Consider the following 19,312-nt stretch of genomic DNA (forward strand, 5'->3'; position numbering starts at 1 on the left):
ACTAAATAAGTCTGCAATTAAAATAATATCCTTAAAAAGGTGAAAGGTTATTCATCAAAAAAGAGGCTCAAGGCCTCTTTTTATTTAAATTATTATTTAATTGTGGATAAACATCCAATGAGTTCTGGCTTATTTTCTGTATAATTTTCGAGCCAAATTAACAACTCATCTACCTCATAAGGTAATAACATTTTTAATGCTTTGTTTAATTCTTTACAGAACAAATCTGAGTTGAAACTCACTTTTTTTAATACCGTTTTGGTATATTCAAACATTGCTCTAGCCATTTTTAATGTGTATTTAATAGATAACGTTATTAAAAATTATTTATTATATGTTTCCAAAAATAACAAAAAAACCATCAATATTATATTGATGGTCGTTAAAAAAATGTTTAAAAGTGTTAAGATTATAGCTTATTAATTTTAGCCACTAAATCTGTTGCTTTTTCTTCTAACTCTGCACTTATTGCATTGAAATGAGCTTTTTTATTCTCTACACCTTTTGTATTTATCTTTGCAATTAAGACATCGAAAGTATTGATTGTTTCGTCTATAATTGCCTCTACTTTAGAGTTATCTCCTTTTACATCAACTTTTTCAGATACAAAACCTATAATATCCCCTAATGTGTAGTTGATGTCTTTTTTTAAATTTTTTATGCTAGCCATAATTTATTTTATTTTTAGAAGTTGCAAAGTTAGTTTAATTATTTAAAAGAGCGTTAAAACTTCTTTGATATTTGCTAAAGTAATCACTTCTGTTTGTCTCTTATTATCTAAAAAAACTTCTTCATGAACCCATGTTGTATGAAAAGGGATGTGAATTGCATGGGATTTTATACCTAATACTGGTAAAATATCCGATTTTAGTGAATTCCCAATCATCAAAAACTCGCTAGGTAAAACATCTAAATGCTCCAATAACTTTTTATAGTCCTTTTCATTTTTTTCACTCATAACCTCTACATGATGAAAATACTTTAACAAATTAGATTTTTCTAATTTTCGTTCTTGGTCTAATAAATCTCCTTTAGTAGCCACAATGAGTGTATATTTATTACTTAAAAAATCTAAAACTTGGGTAACATTTTCTAAAAGTTCCACCGGCTTCTCAATCATTTCTTTACCAATGTTAATTATTTTCGAAATAGTAGGTTGTGGTAAAGTATTATTAGATAAAAGCATTGCACACTCAATCATTGAGAGTACAAAACCTTTTATACCGTATCCATATATTGGTAAATTTTTGATGGTAATTTTAAAAAGCTCTTGATCAATTTTATTTTTTGTCTCGTATCTAGATAAAAGTTCTGCAAATTTCTCTTCAGCCTCTCTAAAATAGGTTTCATTTACCCATAAAGTATCATCGGCATCAAAAGCAACTACTTTAATATTGTTAAACATTCTTATAATTTTAACTGCTTTTTTGCTTTTTCTAAATCTTCTGGAGTATCTATTCCAATAGATTCTACGGTTGTTTCTACCATTTTTATTTTTTTACCAATTTCTTGGTACCTAATTGCTTCGATTTTTTCTGAGGCCTCTAAAGGTGTCATTGGAGTGTTGTAAAAATCTATTAAGGCCTGTTTTCGAAAAGCATACACCCCTTTATGTTTGAAGTATGTTACCGAAACATTAGTATCTCTATGATACGGAATTACACTTCTAGAAAAATAAATGGCCATATTATTTACATCTGTAATCACTTTTACATGATTCGGATTTTCAATATCTTCTTTTGTTTTTAAAGCTACTTTTAGAGAAGCTAAATCAACTTCTTTTTTGTTATCTTTTTTAAAAACATCAATTAATTTAGCTAATGAAACTTTATCAATAAAAGGTTCATCTCCCTGAACATTTACCACAATATCGGTTTCTAAGTTTGTAACTGCCTCTGCAATTCTATCCGAACCACATTCATGTTCTTTTTCACTTATTATTACTTTACCACCGGCTTGCCTAATTACGCTAGCTATTATCTCTGAGTCTGAAACTACATAAACTTCAGAAAATAGTTGAGTATTTATAGCAGCTTCGTAAGTCCTTAAAATTACAGGCTTGCCGCCCAAATCTTGCATTAACTTACCCGGAAATCGAGACGCGCTATAACGCGCAGGAATCATTGCAATAATTTTCATACATCTTTAATTTATAATTCAAAGATAGTATTTTATGATACAAAAGCTATTTGTATAAAAAACTAATGCTTTTCCTGCTTTAAAAGAGTTGGAAACTTCTTTTTAAATTTATTTAATCTTGGTATAGAAACTGCTTTTACGTAGCTTTGATTTGGATTTCTTTTTTCAAAATCTTGATGATACTCCTCTGCTTTATAGAATTTTTCTAACTCTAAAACTTCTGTTGCAATTTTCCCATCATAAATTGTTGAATTTAGCATGGAAATCGTTTTTTCTATAACTGCTTTTTCTTCTGTAGTCTTAAAAAAAGCGATGGAGCGATATTGAGAGCCATAATCTGGATGCTGACCATTGACAGTAGTTGGATTATGAGAACCAAAAAAAACATCTACTAAAGTATTAAAAGATACTATTTTAGGATTATAATATACTGCAACTGTCTCTGCATGACCAGTTTTTCCGGTGCCTATTTTCTCGTAAGTTGGGTTTAATGTAAATCCACCAGCATAACCAGAAACAGCCTCCTCTACTCCTTTAACACTCTCGAAAATTGCTTCTACACACCAAAAACAACCACTTGCAAAATAGGCAACTTTTGTTGTTTCTTGAGGGAGATAATTTTTAACTTTAATAGTATTGTCGTTTTTTTCAAACCCGAAAAGAGCAATCAATAATGAAAGGCAAGTTAAAAGTAATACTGGTTTTAAAAATTTCATTTGATATATTAATTTAAGGAGTAAAATATCTACTAATAGTCGTTTGTAATGAGTTGCAAAATTACTGAACTTTTTACAGTTGTTCACAACTTTAGCATTTTGTTAAGAAACCTATTTGTAGGAAAGCTTGTAGATGGTTATTTTTGTTGAAAATTATAGATTATTTGTATTCACTATTTTAAAAATAAAGAAGCAAAACAATCATTATTTTATTCAATTATTTAAACTAAATGGAACATTTTATAGTATCAGCACGTAAATACAGACCTCAAAACTTTGAGGATGTTGTAGGCCAACAAGCCATAACAAATACGTTAGACAATGCTATAAAAAATAATCATTTAGCACAAGCATTACTTTTTACAGGTCCAAGAGGTGTTGGTAAAACTTCTTGTGCTAGAATTTTGGCTAAAAAAATTAATCAGCAAGAGGCTAACTTTTCTACTGATGAAGATTTTGCCTTTAATATTTTCGAGTTAGATGCTGCTTCTAATAATTCAGTTGATGATATTAGAAGTTTAACAGACCAAGTACGTATACCACCACAAACTGGTAAATACAAAGTATATATTATAGATGAGGTACACATGCTATCTCAGGCGGCTTTTAATGCTTTTTTAAAGACTTTAGAAGAACCTCCAGCTCATGCTATTTTTATTTTAGCAACTACCGAAAAGCACAAAATAATACCTACAATATTATCTCGTTGTCAAATTTTCGATTTTAAGAGAATTGGTGTTTTAGATGCCAAAAACTACTTAAAAACTATTTGTGAAAAAGAGGCAATTTCTGCAGATGATGATGCGTTACATATTATTGCTCAAAAAGCAGATGGTGCTATGAGAGATGCATTGTCTATTTTTGATAGAGTTGTTAGTTTTTCTGGAAAAAACTTAACTAGAGAGGCGGTTACAGAAAATTTAAATGTACTAGACTATGACACCTATTTTACAATAACCGATCTTCTTCTAGAAAATAATATACCGGAAGTTTTAAACGCTTTTAACACTGTTTTAAGCAAAGGATTTGAAGGACATCACTTTATAAATGGCTTAGCAAGTCATTTTAGAGATTTGTTGGTAGCAAAAGATAAAGCAACCATCTCTTTACTTGAAGTTGGCGATAATGCCAAAAAGAAATACTTAACACAAGCTACCAAAGCTAGCATTCCTTTTCTAATGCAGTCTATTGATAAAGCTAATCAATGTGATTTAAATTATAGAGCTAGTAAAAACCAACGGCTACTCGTAGAATTAACGTTAATGCAAATTGCCTCTATCACTTTTGATGGAGAAAAAAAAAAGCCAGCTAATTTCATAATTCCGGCTAAGTTTTTTCAAGCATTATCGCCCGTAAAAAAAACAGCACCTCTAATAAAAGAACCTACAAAGCAAGATTTTAAAGAGGAAGTTACATCGGCTACGACGGCCAAAAAAATAGTTGATGATAAAAAGGAAGCTTCACCAATTTTAAAAAATATTGGTCGTTTAAATAAACAACCTAGCAAATATTCTTTAAAAGGAATTCATCAAAAAAAGGAAACAAAAAAAACAGTAGAAGAAGAAAACTTCGACAATCATCCTAAAACTCCTTTTACCAACAACGATTTACAAAACTACTGGAAAGAATATGTTACTGTATTAAACAAAAAAGGGGAAAGAAGTATGGCTTCTATAGTTGCTACAGATACTCCTGTGCTTAAAGAAAATTTTGAAATATCTTTTACTGTTCCTAATAAATTGATGCAAGATCAGTTCTTAAAGGGAAGACCCAAATTACTAAATTTCTTAAGAGAAAAACTAAACAATTATGGTATTGATATTTTGGTAGCTCTTAATGAAACTATTGAAAAAAAGTTTGCGTATACACCTCAAGAAAAATACAATAAACTTAAAGAGAAAAATCCGCTTTTAGAAAAATTGCGTCAAACATTTGAGTTAGACTTGTAAGAATCTCCAATGCTTTTGCCTAAATAAGAAAAAGTAAGCTCTTTTTTATCAACGCCTAATTTTTCGAACTCAGAAATTAAATAAATGCCTTTATCTTTTTGCACAAATAAGGGTATTGATTTTTCTTCTGTGGATAAAAGCGTTAAAATATTATAGTATTCTTGAGGCGAAGAAATAGTTACTTCATGAATTTTCGGGTCTTCTCTGTACGCTTCACTTAAATTTATATAATCGTCATTTGGTGTAAAAAAACTTGCTCTCGCATCTTTCGGCGCGTTTATAATTTCTGTTGAAGAAGCCAGCTTATAACTTCCATGCTCTCCGAAATCTTTTGTAAAGCTTGTAATAGCATGGTTATTTACAGCATCGCTACCTGTTAAAGCTATTAAATAACCTACATCATTAAGCTCTATATTGTTTGCTAATTCATCATCATAAACATCAACTTCAAAAGCATCTAAATCGTTATCTAAGGCTTGTTGAATAAATATTTTATTGGAATCAATTAATATAACTCTTTTTCCTTTTTGCTTAAGATAAGAGGCAATTAAACGAACCGGATTGGAGGCACCAACAAACAAAATAGCGTCTGACTTACTTAAAAATACTCCTACAAGCTTTGCAAAAAATCTAGCGGTAGTTGCATTTAAAAGTACTGTACCCAACACTATCATGAAAACTAATGGAGTTATGTACTCTGCACCAGCAACGCCCTGTTTTAGTAATTTACTACCAAATAAAGAAGCAATACCCGCAGCTACAATACCACGTGGTCCTACCCAACTTATAAATAGTTTTTCTTTAAATTTTAATTTCGATTTAAAAGTACTAGAAAAAACTGCTAGTGGCCTTATAATAAATACAACACTTGCAAAAAGTGCCGCTGTTTTCCAGTTATAAAGCAACATTAAATCTTCAATATTTATGTTTGCTGCAAGCAAAATAAATAAGATAGAAATTAATAAAACACTTAAAGATTCTTTAAAATACAATAGTTCTTTAATATTGTTTAACTTTCCGTTTCCAAGAACCATTCCCATTACTACCACTGCCAACAAGCCAGACTCATGGGCAAATAATTCTGATTCTACAAAAACTAACAAAACGGTAGATAATGAAACTACGTTTAATAAGTAATGCGGAATTAACTTTTTATTTATTGCATACGCCAATGCATGGGCAAAAGTGAAACCGAAAGTAGTACCAAATAGTAAAATTTTACCAAATTCTATTAAAGCTGTTTTGGTAAAACCACCACCACCGCCAACACTTATAAATTCAAATACCAAAACGGCTACTAATGCACCTATTGGATCAATTAAAATACCTTCCCATTTTAACACTGTCGAAATGTCTTTTTTAAGAGGAATGTTTCTAAGAATGGGGGTAATTACCGTAGGACCTGTAACAATTATTAAGCCAGAAAAAAGAAACGACAAATCCCAACCTAAATTAAAAGTATAGTGCGCCGCTATGGCTGCGCCAAAAAAAGTAATTGCAGAACCTAAAGTAATCAACTTTGTTATTACAGGGCCTACATTTTTAATTTCACTTCTTTTAAGTGTTAATCCTCCTTCAAAAAGAACCACACTTATGGCTAAAGAAACAAAATAATATAAGCCATCTCCAGGAAAAAGGCCTTTAGTACCGTTCCAGATAGGTTCTATCCACTTACTACCATCTTCGCTTAAATATGCCGCTGCTATGGGACCAACCAACAAACCAATGAGTATTAATGGTAAAATTGCTGGAATTTTAAATTTCCATGCAAACCATTGTGCTAATATTCCTAGTATAATAATTCCTGCGAGTTCTAACATTGCTTAATTTAAAAAAACTAAGTTATAAAAAAACCTTTGACTAGCAAGTTTCTTCTGTAGAATAATCATTATTTTTGTTGCCTTACAAAAAAGGAAACAAATCATGTTAGGACTACAATTTGAAACGGCTACTTCTTGGGCAGATATTGCCAAAGTGAATTTAGAACAAATATTAACCGATCATGCTTTTTTAGAGCAAAAAGCGGCCTCTAATGCTGTTTCTATTATTATTAATTACTCCGAAGAAACGGAGCTAGTAAAAGAAATGAGCAATATTGCCATAGAGGAAATGCAACACTTTAAAATGGTTCATTTGTTAATGGTAAAACGTGGAATGGTTTTAGGAAGAGAACAAAAAAACGATTATGCAATTCGTTTGCAAAAATTTTTCACAAAAACAAAAGACAGAACAGAGGCCTTAGTTCAGCGTTTATTAATTGCTGCATTAATTGAAGCAAGAAGTTGTGAGCGATTTAAAGTTTTTTCTGAAAATATGGAAGATGAAGAGTTGCAAAAATTTTATAAAAACTTAATGATTTCTGAAGCCGGGCATTATACCACATTTTTAAAGTTTGCAAGAGAATACCAAGACAGAGAAGTTGTAGACAAAAAATGGAATGACTTGTTGGCTTTTGAAGCAGAAATGATGAAAGAACGTGGAAAAACTGCTAAAATTCACGGCTAATTTTATTGAGTAAAATAACCACAAAGAATGTTTAGCAAAGAGGAAGCTGCGTTATTAAGAAAAGAATTTTGGACTAGCTTTGGAAAGTCTTTTCCAAGAAAATGGCTTTTGTACAACACAAAAATAAAAGGTTTTTCTTTTAAATTTGTAGCAGATAGAAAAAAAGCTGCCGTTTGTTTGGATATTGAAAATAAGGATGAATTGGTAAACCTACTCTACTACGATCAGTTATTGTCTTTAAAAACGTTACTTGAAAATGAGATTCCGGATGTAATTTTTGATGATGATTATCTGTTAGAAAACGGAAAAAGAATTCATAGAATATATGTGCCTTTTCAAGGAAAGTTTAGCATTCATAATAAAAATACCTGGAGGGATTGTTACAAATTTTATGTTGAAAAGATGTCTAAACTCGAAGATTTTTACATTAACTATGAAGATGTTATAAAAAATATTTAATTCCTATTCACAACTACTATTTTAACTGTAACAACGCTTTTGCGTTAAGGATTGAAGCGAAAATCATTTTATTTTTTTGGTTTTTGAAATATGAAGAAACAAAAAAAATAAAATAGTGTAGCAAAAAGCCTGACCACACTTTTTTTGTGTGGTAACGCCCAAAAAAAAAATTTACTCGTTTTATTTTATAAATTGTATGCTTAGCGGGTATGAAGGCAATTGGTTATTGCTCGCTCTTATTGCGTTTATTATAGGAAAAATAAGATAAAACACACCAATAATAATTAGCCCTAAAATACCTAAACCGAGTAATAAAATTAGCGGAATGCAAATTAATATGTAAATAAACATCGAAATTCTGAAGTTTAGAATAGCCTTACCATGAAAATCCATATCCAGTATTTCATCCTTTTTTGTGAGCCATAAAACCAAAGGAACAATAAAACCTCCAATACCTGATACGAAGTCTAATAGTTGACTTAAATGGGTTATTACCAATAATTGTTTATCTTCTTTCATAAATTTAAAGTCGTTTTTTATAAAGTAACAATGTAGTAAATAAAAACTACATAAAAAATACAATTGGCTTTATCGCCTTTAATTGATGCCTATTTTATAATAAAGTTACTTTTATTAAAGACTTTATTTTATTTATTTTGTTACAACCAAGGTGAATTTTTTATTCATTTATATTGAATTAATAGATTTATTATCTACAAACTGATAAAAATGTTCTGTATTTTTGCTTTATGAATAATAATGATACAATTATTGCATTGGCAACACCTGCAGGTGTTGGTGCTATTTCTGTTATTAGACTTTCTGGCGAAAAAGCCATAGAAATTGTTGCTGCAAACTTTAAGTCTGTTCATAAAAATAAGCAGTTGCTAAATCAAAAAACGCACACAATTCACCTTGGTCATATCATCCAAAATGATACTATTATAGACGAAGTTTTGGTATCTGTTTTTAAAAATCCGAATTCCTACACCGGAGAAAATATTGTTGAAATATCTTGTCATGGATCGAGTTTTATACAACAAGAAATTATTCAATTATTTCTAAAAAAAGGTTGTAGAATGGCAGATAACGGAGAGTTTACCATGAGAGCCTTTTTAAACGGAAAGATGGATTTGAGTCAAGCAGAGGCAGTAGCAGATGTAATTGCATCTAATTCGGCGGCAAGCCATCAAATGGCTATACAGCAAATGCGTGGCGGTATTACAAGCGAGTTAAAGGAATTGCGAAGTCAGCTACTAGATTTTGCTGCTTTAATTGAGCTCGAACTCGATTTTTCCGGTGAAGATGTTGAGTTTGCAGACCGAACAAAGTTTAAGGAATTAGTTGTTAAAATTACAGCTGTTTTAAAGAAATTAATAGACTCTTTTGCCTTTGGAAACGCCTTAAAAAACGGAATTCCAGTTGCAATAATCGGTGCTCCTAATGTGGGCAAATCTACCCTATTAAACGCGCTCTTAAACGAAGATAAAGCAATTGTTTCTGATATTGAAGGAACCACAAGAGATGCCATAGAGGATGAAATTATAATTGATGGTGTTGCTTTTCGTTTTATAGATACTGCGGGTATTAGAGACACTACAGATGTGGTAGAAAATATTGGTATTTTAAAAACATTTGAAAAAGCAGAAAATGCACAGTTGCTAATATTTATGATTGCAGCCAATAAATTTACAACTGAAAAAAATAAAATTGAAGAAGAAATTAATCGAATTAAAGAAAAATTTCCAAACAAAAGATTGCTAATCATTGCCAATAAAGTGGATACGCTTTCTAACACTGAAATTGAAACGTTAGAAAGATCGTTTGAAAACTTAATTCCTCTTTCTGCAAAAAACAAAACAGGTTTAGACCAGCTAAAAAATGAATTAACAGGTCTTGTAAATATTGGTGCTTTAAGTAACAACGAAACTATAGTTACCAATTCTAGGCATTTTGAAGCTTTAAATAACGCGCTAAACGCCATTTCTTCTGTAAAAGAAGGTATAGATTTAGAAATTTCTACAGATTTATTTTCTATTGATATTCGTGAGTGCTTGCGTCATCTTGGAAATATTACCGGAGAATATGATGTTGATAAAGATATTTTAGGACATATTTTTGGTAATTTTTGTATCGGGAAATAATGAAACCTGAAGATTTAATTGGAAACTACTCAATTATTGGTAGCAATCAAGACGACAAAGACGCCACATACACTGGCACACTGTCTCTAACTTTAGATGAGCATAACAGAATTATTGCTAAATGGTTCATTAATAAAGGTCAGGAACAATTTGGAGTCGGATTTTTTAAAAACAACATCTTAGTAATTAATTTTCAATACCATGGCGACGAACAAAATATTTATAAAGGAGTGGTAGTTTATAAATGCATCACCAAAAACATTTTAGAAGGTTTTTGGTCGGAAGAGTTCGGAAACCCACAATTTTTAGGCGAGGAAAATTGCTTTCGAGTGCTAGAAAGTCCAGAAACGATTCATTAACGGCTTTTTTGCAAAAATAAAACTTGTTTTATGGCAATATAAATTACCATACGTATAAATTTTATTTAACAATTAAACTTTTTTTTACCTATCTATTTTTTTTAAAAAGACATTCTTTTTTTATTTAAATTCGTTAAAACAAAATGGTGTCAATTAAATTACCATTATTTAATTATGATTCAAAATATAGAAAATATAGAGCTTCATTTTTTAACTTTAAATGACTATAAAGAGTTAAAAGACGCTATGATAAATGCCTATGACAGCATGCCAGATTCTTACTGGAAAGAAGCGCAAATAAAAGCGCTAATAAATAAATTTCCTGAAGGACAAGTAGTTATAAAAATTAATGGAGAACTAGCAGGCTGTGCGCTTTCTATAATTTTAGATTACAACCGTTTCGACGACCAGCATACCTACAAAGAAATTACTGGTGCTTTTACCTTTGATACTCATAATAAAAATGGTGATATTTTATATGGAATTGATGTATTTATTAAATCGGAATATCGAGGCTTACGACTTGGACGAAGGTTATATGATTACCGAAAAGAATTGGCAGAAAAATTAAACCTTAGAGGTATTGCATTTGGTGGGAGAATACCGAACTACCATAAATATGCAGCAACTTTAACCCCAAAAGAATACATAGAAAAAGTAAAACGTAAAGAAATTAATGATCCTGTATTAAATTTTCAAATTTCAAATGATTTTCATCCTTCTAAAATATTAAAAGGCTACTTAGAAGGAGACGAAAACTCGGGAGAATTTGCAGTACTACTAGAATGGGATAATATTTATTACGAGAAAAAGTCTAAAGAGGCAGCTAATAAAAAGAAAGTAGTTCGTTTAGGCCTAATTCAATGGCAAATGCGTTTGTACAAAGATTTAGAAGAACTTATGCAACAAGCAGAATATTTTGTGGATGCCGTTTCTGCCTACAGATCTGATTTTGCTCTTTTTCCTGAATTTTTTAATGCTCCTTTAATGGCAGACAACAATCATTTACCAGAATCTGAAGCCATTAGAGAATTGGCAAAATATACGCCACAAATTGTTCAGAAATTTTCTGAGCTTGCAATTACGTATAATATTAATATTATTACTGGTAGTATGCCTGAAATTAAAAATAAGCTTCTTTACAACGTAGGCTATATTTGTAAAAGAGATGGAACCACAGAACGATATGAAAAACTTCATGTTACGCCCGATGAAGCTAAAGTTTGGGGTATGCAAGGTGGTAATCAGTTAAAAACTTTTGATACTGATTGTGGTAAAATTGGCGTTCTTATTTGTTACGATTCAGAATTTCCAGAGCTAAGTCGTTTACTTGCAGATGAAGGAATGGATATTTTATTTATACCTTTTTTAACTGATACTCAAAACGGATACTCGAGAGTGCGATACTGTGCACAAGCAAGAGCAATTGAAAATGAATGCTATGTTGCTATTGCTGGTAGTGTAGGTAATTTACCTAAAGTAAATAATATGGATATACAATATGCGCAATCTATGGTGTTTACCCCATGCGATTTTTCTTTTCCTGCAAACGGTATCAAGGCAGAAGCCACCACTAATACAGAAATGATTTTAATAGCAGATGTAGATTTAGATTTACTGAAAGACTTAAACAAGTTTGGCGCTGTAAGAAATTTAAATGATCGGAGAAAAGATATTTTTGAATTGAAAAAAAGAGATATTAATTAATCCAATTTTTAAAATCTTTTACGCGTTCTCTACTTACTATAATTTCTGTATCATTATAAGAAGTTAAGGTTAACTTCAATCGAGAATTAGTGTATGAAATAATATCTTCGATAGCATTTATATGCACAATAAAAGTTCTATTAACTCTAAAGAAAATTTCTGGGTTAATAAGCTCTAACCAATATTCTAAAGAATGGTCTAGTAAATAATTTCTTCCGTCTAAAGTGTGTATGTAAGTAGCTTTATTTTCGCTAAAAAAACATACAATTTCATTTATGTTAATAATTTTTATATGCTGCCCAACTCTAATAGTTATTCTTTTTTTAAACTTCCTATCTACCGGATTTACTAATAACTTTTTAATATCATCTAGATGTACTTTTAAATTAGCAATGTTCGGTTGATGTTCTTTAAATTTTTCTATGGCAACTTTTAATTCATCTTCATCTAAAGGTTTTAGTAAATAGTCTATACTATTTAATTTAAAAGCTTTTAAAGCATACTCGTCATAAGCAGTTGTAAAAATAATAGCAGATTTTACAGTAATTTCCTCAAAAATTTCAAAAGATAAACCATCTGAAAGCTGAATATCTAAAAAAATTAAATCGGGATGCTTGTTATTTTGTAACCAATTTAAAGACTCTTCTACCGAATGTAAGAGTTGCTGAACCTCTATATTAAGAACAGACAACATTCTTTTTAATCTTCTTGCAGCTGGTTTTTCATCTTCAATAATTAATACATTCATTATTCGATTACTTTTATCGGAGTTATTTTGTTACTTTAATTTATTTTAAATATTCATTTATTTTTTTCTGTTTCCAATCTGAACCAAAAAAAGCAGGAAAAACAAAAACTACTAGTGCATGTAACATCAAAAAGACGCCCCAAAATAACCATATAGGAGTTGCTATAAATCCGTTTTAATTAAAATTATTACTCAATACAAAATTTCCAATAATGGTAAATTTAATTTTGATAATAAAGGTAAATAATATGTTTAGCAACAGATAAAAGATTAGGTGTTTGTAAAACTTTTTTTGCTTTAAAACACTGCATTTTACCTCTTCTAATTGCTTTTTTTGTACATCGGTCATATTAACTTTTTCTTTGATGATTGTCTTGCTTTTCTAAAAGTTCTTTTATTTTTCGTTCTTCCCAATCATCACCTAATACCGACTTAAATCCAAAAACACCTAACCAGTGAAAAAAAAGACCAATACCCCAAAATATCCAAGTAGAATATACTCCGAAATTGTTAAACGCTTCTGCTAGAGTGTCTCCACTTTTTGTTAATCCAAAAACTATTAAAGCGCTTAAAAAAACGTTAACTATTACAAAAACAATCAAATGAATGTAAAAGCCCTTCATTGCTTTTACTTTTTTCTTAGCTCTAATATAACTTTGTTCTTCTATAAAATCTTGCTCCATATTGTAATTATTTATTTTGTTCTTTTTGTATGTATTCTTTTATTTTCTTGTCTTCCCATTTTTTACCAAACCCTAATAAATAGAATCCAAAAACGGATAACCAATGACAAAAAAGCCCAAATCCCCATCCTAAAGTAGAAACCCAAAACCAATGAAAAGAGGGTTCAAATTTTAAATTTACAAAAATTATAGTCGGAATTACAATACAGTATACAGATAAATGTGTGTAAAAAGCCTTTATATCTTTTACTCTTTTTTGTGCCTTTAAATAGGCTTGTTGTTCTGTTAAATTCATCTTTTAATAGTAGTTCTTTTTATGTTTAGTTATGTATTCATTTATTTTTTTCTGTTCCCATTCTTCTCCTAGTAATAGTTGAACTCCGAATGTTACACAAAATTGAAACACAATCCCTACACCCCAATAAAGCCAAATTTTGTAATTACTAAAGTTTAGTATTGCTTCACTAAAATGTTTACCATCATTTATTTCTCCTACAATAAACATTATACTTAAAAAGATATTTACTATCAGATAAATAAGCAGGTGTTTATAAAATTTTTTAATTCTTACTACCCTATTTTGTGCTAAAATATAACGTTCTTGATCTTGTTGATTTATCTCCATGATTGCAGTTTTTTATTCTTTTTCTCTTTTTCTATCATTTCTTTTATTTTTCTTTCTTCCCAATTTTCTCCCAAAAATATGTTGTAATTATTTATTTCTAGGAAATGAAATAATAAGCCAATACCCCAACCAATCATAGGAAACCAAAACCAATAAAAACCTGAGGTAAACCTTAAATTTATAAATATTAGGAAAGGAATTATTAAACAGTAGGACGCTAAGTTTTGATAGAAATCTTTTAATCTTTCTACTTTTTCTACTGCTTTTACATAGTTACTGTTTTCTAAATTTTCGTTGTACATAATATTTTTTATTTTAGTTAAAAGTGGTAAGCTTACTTTAAATTGTTTGTTATTATTTTCTATTTTAACTGGTTTTTGGGTTATTAAACCATACCTATCGGCTATATTTTGGAGTCCTACCTTAGTGCTTTTTCCAATGGCTTCCTTAGGATTTAAAGTGTTTTCTATAATTAAATAATTAGCTGCTTCATAAATGTTGATATGCAATGGTTTAGTAGAAGAAACTACGTTGTGCTTAACTGCATTTTCTAATAAAAGTTGTAATGACAATGGAACAATTTTTAACTCACTATTACCAATAGTATCAGGAATATTAAACTGTATGGCATCTTCAAATCTCATCGATAACAACTCCATGTAAGTTTTAGCAAACTTCAATTCTTCTTCTATAGGGACTATATCTTTATTTCTCTGCTCCAGAACATATCGATAAATTTTAGACAATTTAGTGGTAAATTTCTCTGCCAATACAGTATTCTCTCCAATTAAACTCGTTAATACATTTAGGCTATTAAATAAAAAATGTGGATCTAATTGGTTTTTTAATGATTCGAATTTAGCGGTCTCTGTTTTAGCAACAATTTCTTGTTTTGTAGACTCTTGAGACATGGCTACTTTCCAATTTTGCATAAATCCCTTTGCATGTAAAAATGCGGATACTGTTATAGACAATAAAAAGTAAAATAAATGTGCCCATAAATATGAACCTCTAAAAAATTGAGAAGAATTACCGTTGTTAATTACAATAAATACTAAATAATTAATTGATAAAACAACCGGAATTGTATATAAAGTAGTTGCTATAATTCCCGCCCAAACACGCTTATTAGTATCTGAAACCCAGTGCCATTTTTTAGATAAATAATTGTTTATAAAACCATTACCAAAACCAATACCAAAACAATACATGGCAGATATTAAAAAAGACCATGATATGCCGTTTAAAGAAGTTTGCCTAAAAACAATGCTAAAAAAAACACCAAAAATTAGGGTTAGTTTCAAACATAAAATGGCGGTTTTCTTAATATCATTTATAGTATAAATTTCGGGCAATGCTTTCATATTTAAAAAGTTCTTTTAAAAGTTTAAAGTTACCATTATAATTTAATTTTTATCTTGGTAGGCTTTACATCATGTAAAAACTTTGTTTCTTCGAAAGTTGGAGGGCCAAAAGCATTGGTAACACCAGAGGTTCCATAGCTCTCTAAGGGCATTCCATTGGGTGTAAAATCCATTTTCTCATTTTCATTTTTGTCATGAAAACAAATAATAGCGTACGTTCCTTTTTTTACATCTTCAAAAACAATGGTAGCTTTAGAGTTGTTTATTTTAGAGATTGCTGTTTTTAAGGGCTTAATTCTAAAATCTTTTTCGTTGTATAAAGCAAAACGAACAGTTCCTTTACTAGAAAATATATTTTCTACGGTTACTTCAATTTGATTATTTTGAGACATTAAAGACTCTGAGACTAGCGTTGTTACTAATACTAAAATTGGTATTAAAATTCTCATTCCTTTTTATTTTTAATAGTACAAATGTGCATCTGTAACATCAATAAAAAAAGTAAAGAATACCGAAGTGTAAAAAACTACTACCGAATTGTAAATTTTTAAAAATTGATATGTACACCTTAGCTTTAAGGTAAACATTTAATAATACAATATTGTAAAAAGCAAAAAATAAAGATTCACTAATTAATGATTTGTTTTTTTGTCATTCTCATAAAAATTTAAAAAAACACTTTAATTTTATCCTTCAATTAAAAAAATAATTTACATTTACAACATGTTTACAAACAAAAATAAAATATATACTCTTGTTCCGAGTTTCCGCTTTCGCAATCTAATACGCTAATAATCTATTTCGTATTATTAAGGAAACTCTCATTTTATTTTTTACAACATGTACCAATCAAACAATTTTAGTAGCCCACAAAAAAATATTATTAATTTTAATAATAGTTTTTATACACGCCGATTTTTAATGTTTCGCCCTTTGGGTGTGGCATAATTACTAGAATTAGGTGCGTCCAATTCTCCTTTTAAAATCATCTTAACAAATATCAATTTTTAAATTATCAATACAATGCGAATTGTAATTGCAGACAAAACACATAGCGTATATGCAGAAATTATATGCAATACGATTGAAGAAGCCTCTAAGGTAAGAGGCACTGGTATTGCCAAAAGAAAGCCTGAATACATTATTTCTAAAATGGAAAATGGCAATGCAGTAATTGCCTTAGAAGGAGATAAATTTGCTGGTTTTTGCTATATAGAGGCTTGGGACCATGGAAAATTTGTAGCAAATTCAGGTTTAATTGTGCATCCAGATTTTAGAAATATCGGTTTGGCAAAAAAAATAAAACAAGTCATTTTTAATCATTCCCGAACAAAATTTCCTGAGGCAAAAGTTTTTAGTATTACTACTGGTTTGGCGGTAATGAAATTAAATAGCGATTTAGGATACAAACCGGTAACATTCTCTGAACTCACCGATGATCAATCTTTTTGGAAAGGCTGCCAAACTTGTAAAAATTACGATGTTTTAACAAGAACAGAACAAAAAATGTGCCTTTGTACCGGTATGCTCTATGACCCAAAAGCAGTAAAAAATGAACCTAAAAAAGCTGTTAAAGAGACTGTTTTTAAACGATTAAAAAATATAAAACAAACACTACTTCTAAAAAAAAATAAAAATAATGGAAACGACTAAAAATAAATTAGTAATTGCCTACAGTGGTGGCTTAGACACTTCTTACTGCGCTGTAAGTTTAAGTAAAAAATTTGATGTTCATGCAGTAAGCGTAAATACAGGAGGATTTTCTGAATCTGAAATTAAAATCATAGAGAGTAATGCCTACAAAATGGGCGTGTCTACCTACAAAAATATCGATGCTATTGCTACATTTTACCAAAAAGTTGTAAAATATTTGATTTATGGTAATGTTTTAAAAAATAACACCTATCCGCTTTCTGTAAGTGCCGAAAGAATTGTACAAGCTATAGAAATTATAGAGTACGCCAAAAGTATTGGTGCACAATACATTGCTCACGGTTCTACGGGTGCAGGAAATGATCAAGTTCGTTTCGATATGATTTTTCAAACACTGGCTCCCGAAATAAAAATTATTACTCCTATAAGAGATGGCAGCTTAACTAGACAACAAGAAATTGACTATCTCATAGATAATGGTATTGATATGTCTTGGGAAAAATCGAAATATTCGGTAAATAAAGGTTTGTGGGGAACCAGTGTAGGTGGTGTAGAAACCTTAGGCTCTGAAAAAGCATTACCAGAAAATGCCTATCCTTCTCAACTTGAAAAAAAACAGGAAGAAAAAATTACACTGACTTTTAAAAAAGGAGAATTAGTAGCCTTAAATGGTATAGAAAACACTCCAGAAAAAGTAATTGAATCATTAAATCTAATTGCCTCTAAATATGCTATTGGTAGAGATATTCATGTAGGCGACACTATTGTTGGTATAAAAGGGCGTGTTGGCTTTGAGGCTGCAGCAGCTCTTATAACCATTAAAGCACACCATTTATTAGAAAAACATACACTTACCAAATGGCAATTACAACATAAAGAATACTTAGCAAGTTTCTACGGAATGCATTTGCACGAAGGACAGTATTTAGACCCTGTAATGAGAGATATGGAAGCTTTTCTAGAAAGCTCACAAAAAAATGTTTCTGGCTTGGTTACTGTTTCATTAAAACCTTATCACTTTTCTCTAGATGGTATTATTTCTAAACATGACTTAATGAATGCAAAATTTGGAAGTTATGGGGAAGAAAATAAAGGATGGTCTGCTGAAGAGGCCAAAGGATTCATAAAAATTGTTGGAAATCAGAATAAAATTTATCAACAAGTAAATAATACTTCTATTTAAAATGAAAAAATTAGAAATAGGCATTGTTGGTGGTGCAGGATATACTGCAGGTGAGTTAATAAGGTTATTATTACATCATCCTCATACAAATATTAATTTTGTGTTTAGTACATCTAACGCGGGAAACAAAATACATACCGTTCATAAAGATTTGTTGGGTTCTACAAATCTTTCATTTTCAAATGAAATAAACAGAAATATTGATGTTCTATTTTTGTGCCTTGGTCATGGAAACTCAAAAATTTTCTTGGAAAATAATTTTTTTTCTGCGCAAACAAAAATCATAGATCTAAGTAATGATTTTAGACTTAGTAAGGATAATTTTTTTAACAATAAAGAGTTTATATATGGCCTACCAGAACTACAAAAAGAAGCAATAAAAACAGCTCAAAATGTGGCAAATCCGGGTTGCTTTGCTACTGCGCTTCAACTAGCTATTTTACCATTGGCTTCTAGTAAATTATTAAAAAATGATGTTCATATACATGCTGTTACAGGTGCAACAGGTGCTGGTACTTCTTTGTCGGCAACCACTCATTTTACATATAGAGACAATAATTTTTCGCATTACAAAGCCTTTAATCATCAACATTTAGGTGAAATAGTACAAACGGTTCAACAGCTACAAAAATCTTTTGATAAAGAAATTAACTTTATACCTAATAGAGGAAATTTTTCTAGAGGAATTTTTGCAACTGCTTATACTGTTTTTGATGATAGTCTTGAAAATGCTTTGAAATTATACAAAGAGTTCTATAAAGAGGCTGCCTTTACTTTTATTTCTGATGATGAAATCCATTTGAAACAGGTAGTAAACACCAATAAATGTATAATTCATTTAACAAAACACGGTAACAAATTATTAATTACTAGTTGCATAGATAATTTGTTAAAAGGTGCATCTGGTCAGGCAATTCAAAATATGAATTTAATGTGTAACCTAAATGAAACAACTGGTTTGCAGTTAAAAGCAAATTATTTTTAAAATTTTCAAAAGCTCGCGTTAGCGATTGAAATGACATCCTTTTTAGTTTTTTTTGAACTATTAGGGACAAAAAAAACTAAAAAGATATAATGA

The 19,312-nt window shown here is 30.0% G+C and carries 23 protein-coding genes; 9 read left to right on the forward strand and 14 right to left on the reverse strand.

Going from position 1 to position 19,312, the window contains the following annotated elements; translation table 11 throughout:
• Nucleotides 1-92: 92 nt before the first annotated feature.
• From WHD54_RS01920 to msrA, 5 genes are all read right to left on the reverse strand, one after another.
• Nucleotides 93-287, reverse strand: coding sequence for a hypothetical protein (locus WHD54_RS01920; protein ID WP_088322977.1), 195 nt, complete (start codon nucleotides 285-287; stop codon nucleotides 93-95).
• Nucleotides 288-409: 122 nt separating this feature from the next.
• On the reverse strand, nucleotides 410-670 hold the full coding sequence (locus WHD54_RS01925; RefSeq protein WP_088322978.1) for a hypothetical protein: 261 nt from the start codon (nucleotides 668-670) through the stop codon (nucleotides 410-412).
• 42 nt (nucleotides 671-712) lie between these two features.
• On the reverse strand, nucleotides 713-1,405 hold the full coding sequence (locus WHD54_RS01930; RefSeq protein ID WP_088322979.1) for an HAD family hydrolase: 693 nt from the start codon (nucleotides 1,403-1,405) through the stop codon (nucleotides 713-715).
• Nucleotides 1,406-1,407: 2 nt separating this feature from the next.
• Complete coding sequence (kdsB, locus tag WHD54_RS01935) at nucleotides 1,408-2,139, reverse strand: 3-deoxy-manno-octulosonate cytidylyltransferase (protein WP_088322980.1); 732 nt, start codon at nucleotides 2,137-2,139, stop codon at nucleotides 1,408-1,410.
• Nucleotides 2,140-2,201: 62 nt separating this feature from the next.
• The gene (gene msrA / locus WHD54_RS01940; RefSeq protein ID WP_088322981.1) at nucleotides 2,202-2,855 is read right to left on the reverse strand and encodes a peptide-methionine (S)-S-oxide reductase MsrA; all 654 of its coding nucleotides are present in this window, start codon (nucleotides 2,853-2,855) and stop codon (nucleotides 2,202-2,204) included.
• 230 nt (nucleotides 2,856-3,085) lie between these two features.
• Here msrA and dnaX point away from each other — a divergent pair, with 230 nt between their 5' ends.
• Nucleotides 3,086-4,804 (forward strand): DNA polymerase III subunit gamma/tau, encoded by a 1,719-nt coding sequence (gene dnaX, locus WHD54_RS01945; protein ID WP_088322982.1) that lies wholly within the window; start codon nucleotides 3,086-3,088, stop codon nucleotides 4,802-4,804.
• Here the strand turns inward: dnaX and WHD54_RS01950 are convergent.
• The gene (locus WHD54_RS01950) at nucleotides 4,780-6,624 is read right to left on the reverse strand and encodes a cation:proton antiporter (RefSeq protein ID WP_088322983.1); all 1,845 of its coding nucleotides are present in this window, start codon (nucleotides 6,622-6,624) and stop codon (nucleotides 4,780-4,782) included. The genes dnaX and WHD54_RS01950 overlap by 25 nt on opposite strands.
• A 103-nt stretch (nucleotides 6,625-6,727) precedes the next feature.
• Here WHD54_RS01950 and WHD54_RS01955 point away from each other — a divergent pair, with 103 nt between their 5' ends.
• Together WHD54_RS01955 and WHD54_RS01960 are read left to right on the forward strand one after the other, a co-directional pair.
• Nucleotides 6,728-7,309: a tRNA-(ms[2]io[6]A)-hydroxylase gene (locus WHD54_RS01955; protein WP_088322984.1), complete on the forward strand. Its 582-nt coding sequence runs from the start codon at nucleotides 6,728-6,730 to the stop codon at nucleotides 7,307-7,309.
• Nucleotides 7,310-7,336: 27 nt separating this feature from the next.
• Nucleotides 7,337-7,768, forward strand: a complete 432-nt coding sequence (locus tag WHD54_RS01960) for a DUF4268 domain-containing protein (RefSeq protein ID WP_088322985.1) — start codon at nucleotides 7,337-7,339, stop codon at nucleotides 7,766-7,768.
• A 180-nt stretch (nucleotides 7,769-7,948) separates the two neighbouring features.
• Here WHD54_RS01960 and WHD54_RS01965 read toward each other — a convergent pair whose 3' ends face one another.
• On the reverse strand, nucleotides 7,949-8,287 hold the full coding sequence (locus WHD54_RS01965; RefSeq protein WP_088322986.1) for a DUF4870 domain-containing protein: 339 nt from the start codon (nucleotides 8,285-8,287) through the stop codon (nucleotides 7,949-7,951).
• 230 nt (nucleotides 8,288-8,517) lie between these two features.
• Here WHD54_RS01965 and mnmE point away from each other — a divergent pair, with 230 nt between their 5' ends.
• From mnmE to WHD54_RS01980, 3 genes are all read left to right on the forward strand, one after another.
• A complete protein-coding gene (gene mnmE, locus WHD54_RS01970; protein WP_088322987.1) occupies nucleotides 8,518-9,912 on the forward strand; it encodes a tRNA uridine-5-carboxymethylaminomethyl(34) synthesis GTPase MnmE in 1,395 nt (464 codons plus the stop codon).
• Entirely contained in the window at nucleotides 9,912-10,271 is a 360-nt protein-coding gene (locus tag WHD54_RS01975; protein ID WP_088322988.1) for a hypothetical protein, read from the forward strand. Before mnmE ends, WHD54_RS01975 begins: the two co-directional genes overlap by 1 nt.
• Nucleotides 10,272-10,445: 174 nt before the next feature.
• Nucleotides 10,446-11,978, forward strand: a complete 1,533-nt coding sequence (locus WHD54_RS01980; protein WP_088322989.1) for a bifunctional GNAT family N-acetyltransferase/carbon-nitrogen hydrolase family protein — start codon at nucleotides 10,446-10,448, stop codon at nucleotides 11,976-11,978.
• On the opposite strand, the gene WHD54_RS01985 is transcribed toward WHD54_RS01980, so the two are convergent.
• The 7 genes from WHD54_RS01985 to WHD54_RS02010 all read right to left on the reverse strand — a co-directional run bounded on the left by WHD54_RS01985 (nucleotide 11,971) and on the right by WHD54_RS02010 (nucleotide 15,847).
• Nucleotides 11,971-12,726 (reverse strand): LytR/AlgR family response regulator transcription factor, encoded by a 756-nt coding sequence (locus WHD54_RS01985; protein WP_088322990.1) that lies wholly within the window; start codon nucleotides 12,724-12,726, stop codon nucleotides 11,971-11,973. The two genes, WHD54_RS01980 and WHD54_RS01985, sit on opposite strands and share 8 nt — an antisense overlap.
• A gap of 40 nt (nucleotides 12,727-12,766) precedes the next feature.
• Entirely contained in the window at nucleotides 12,767-12,892 is a 126-nt protein-coding gene (locus tag WHD54_RS11835) for a 2TM domain-containing protein (protein WP_394364877.1), read from the reverse strand.
• Nucleotides 12,893-13,076: 184 nt separating this feature from the next.
• Nucleotides 13,077-13,409 carry a 2TM domain-containing protein gene (locus tag WHD54_RS01990; RefSeq protein WP_088322992.1) on the reverse strand — a complete coding sequence of 111 codons (333 nt, stop codon included), beginning with the start codon at nucleotides 13,407-13,409 and terminating at the stop codon, nucleotides 13,077-13,079.
• 7 nt (nucleotides 13,410-13,416) lie between these two features.
• Nucleotides 13,417-13,704, reverse strand: coding sequence for a 2TM domain-containing protein (locus tag WHD54_RS01995; protein WP_088322993.1), 288 nt, complete (start codon nucleotides 13,702-13,704; stop codon nucleotides 13,417-13,419).
• Between the two features lie 3 nt (nucleotides 13,705-13,707).
• On the reverse strand, nucleotides 13,708-14,034 hold the full coding sequence (locus WHD54_RS02000; protein ID WP_088322994.1) for a 2TM domain-containing protein: 327 nt from the start codon (nucleotides 14,032-14,034) through the stop codon (nucleotides 13,708-13,710).
• A complete protein-coding gene (locus WHD54_RS02005; RefSeq protein WP_088322995.1) occupies nucleotides 14,025-15,398 on the reverse strand; it encodes a 2TM domain-containing protein in 1,374 nt (457 codons plus the stop codon). Before WHD54_RS02005 ends, WHD54_RS02000 begins: the two co-directional genes overlap by 10 nt.
• Nucleotides 15,399-15,433: 35 nt before the next feature.
• Nucleotides 15,434-15,847, reverse strand: a complete 414-nt coding sequence (locus tag WHD54_RS02010; protein WP_088322996.1) for a DUF2141 domain-containing protein — start codon at nucleotides 15,845-15,847, stop codon at nucleotides 15,434-15,436.
• A gap of 574 nt (nucleotides 15,848-16,421) precedes the next feature.
• Between WHD54_RS02010 and WHD54_RS02015 the strand changes: the two genes are divergently transcribed.
• From WHD54_RS02015 to argC, 3 genes are read left to right on the forward strand one after another with little or no spacing between them, the layout of a single operon-like run.
• Nucleotides 16,422-17,051, forward strand: a complete 630-nt coding sequence (locus WHD54_RS02015; RefSeq protein ID WP_088322997.1) for a GNAT family N-acetyltransferase — start codon at nucleotides 16,422-16,424, stop codon at nucleotides 17,049-17,051.
• Nucleotides 17,038-18,234: an argininosuccinate synthase gene (locus WHD54_RS02020; RefSeq protein ID WP_088322998.1), complete on the forward strand. Its 1,197-nt coding sequence runs from the start codon at nucleotides 17,038-17,040 to the stop codon at nucleotides 18,232-18,234. Before WHD54_RS02015 ends, WHD54_RS02020 begins: the two co-directional genes overlap by 14 nt.
• Before the next feature lies 1 nt (nucleotide 18,235).
• On the forward strand, nucleotides 18,236-19,219 hold the full coding sequence (gene argC / locus WHD54_RS02025; protein ID WP_088322999.1) for an N-acetyl-gamma-glutamyl-phosphate reductase: 984 nt from the start codon (nucleotides 18,236-18,238) through the stop codon (nucleotides 19,217-19,219).
• Nucleotides 19,220-19,312: the final 93 nt, after the last annotated feature.

The organism is Polaribacter tangerinus, assembly GCF_038024095.1.
Classification (GTDB): Bacteria; Bacteroidota; Bacteroidia; order Flavobacteriales; family Flavobacteriaceae; genus Polaribacter; species Polaribacter tangerinus.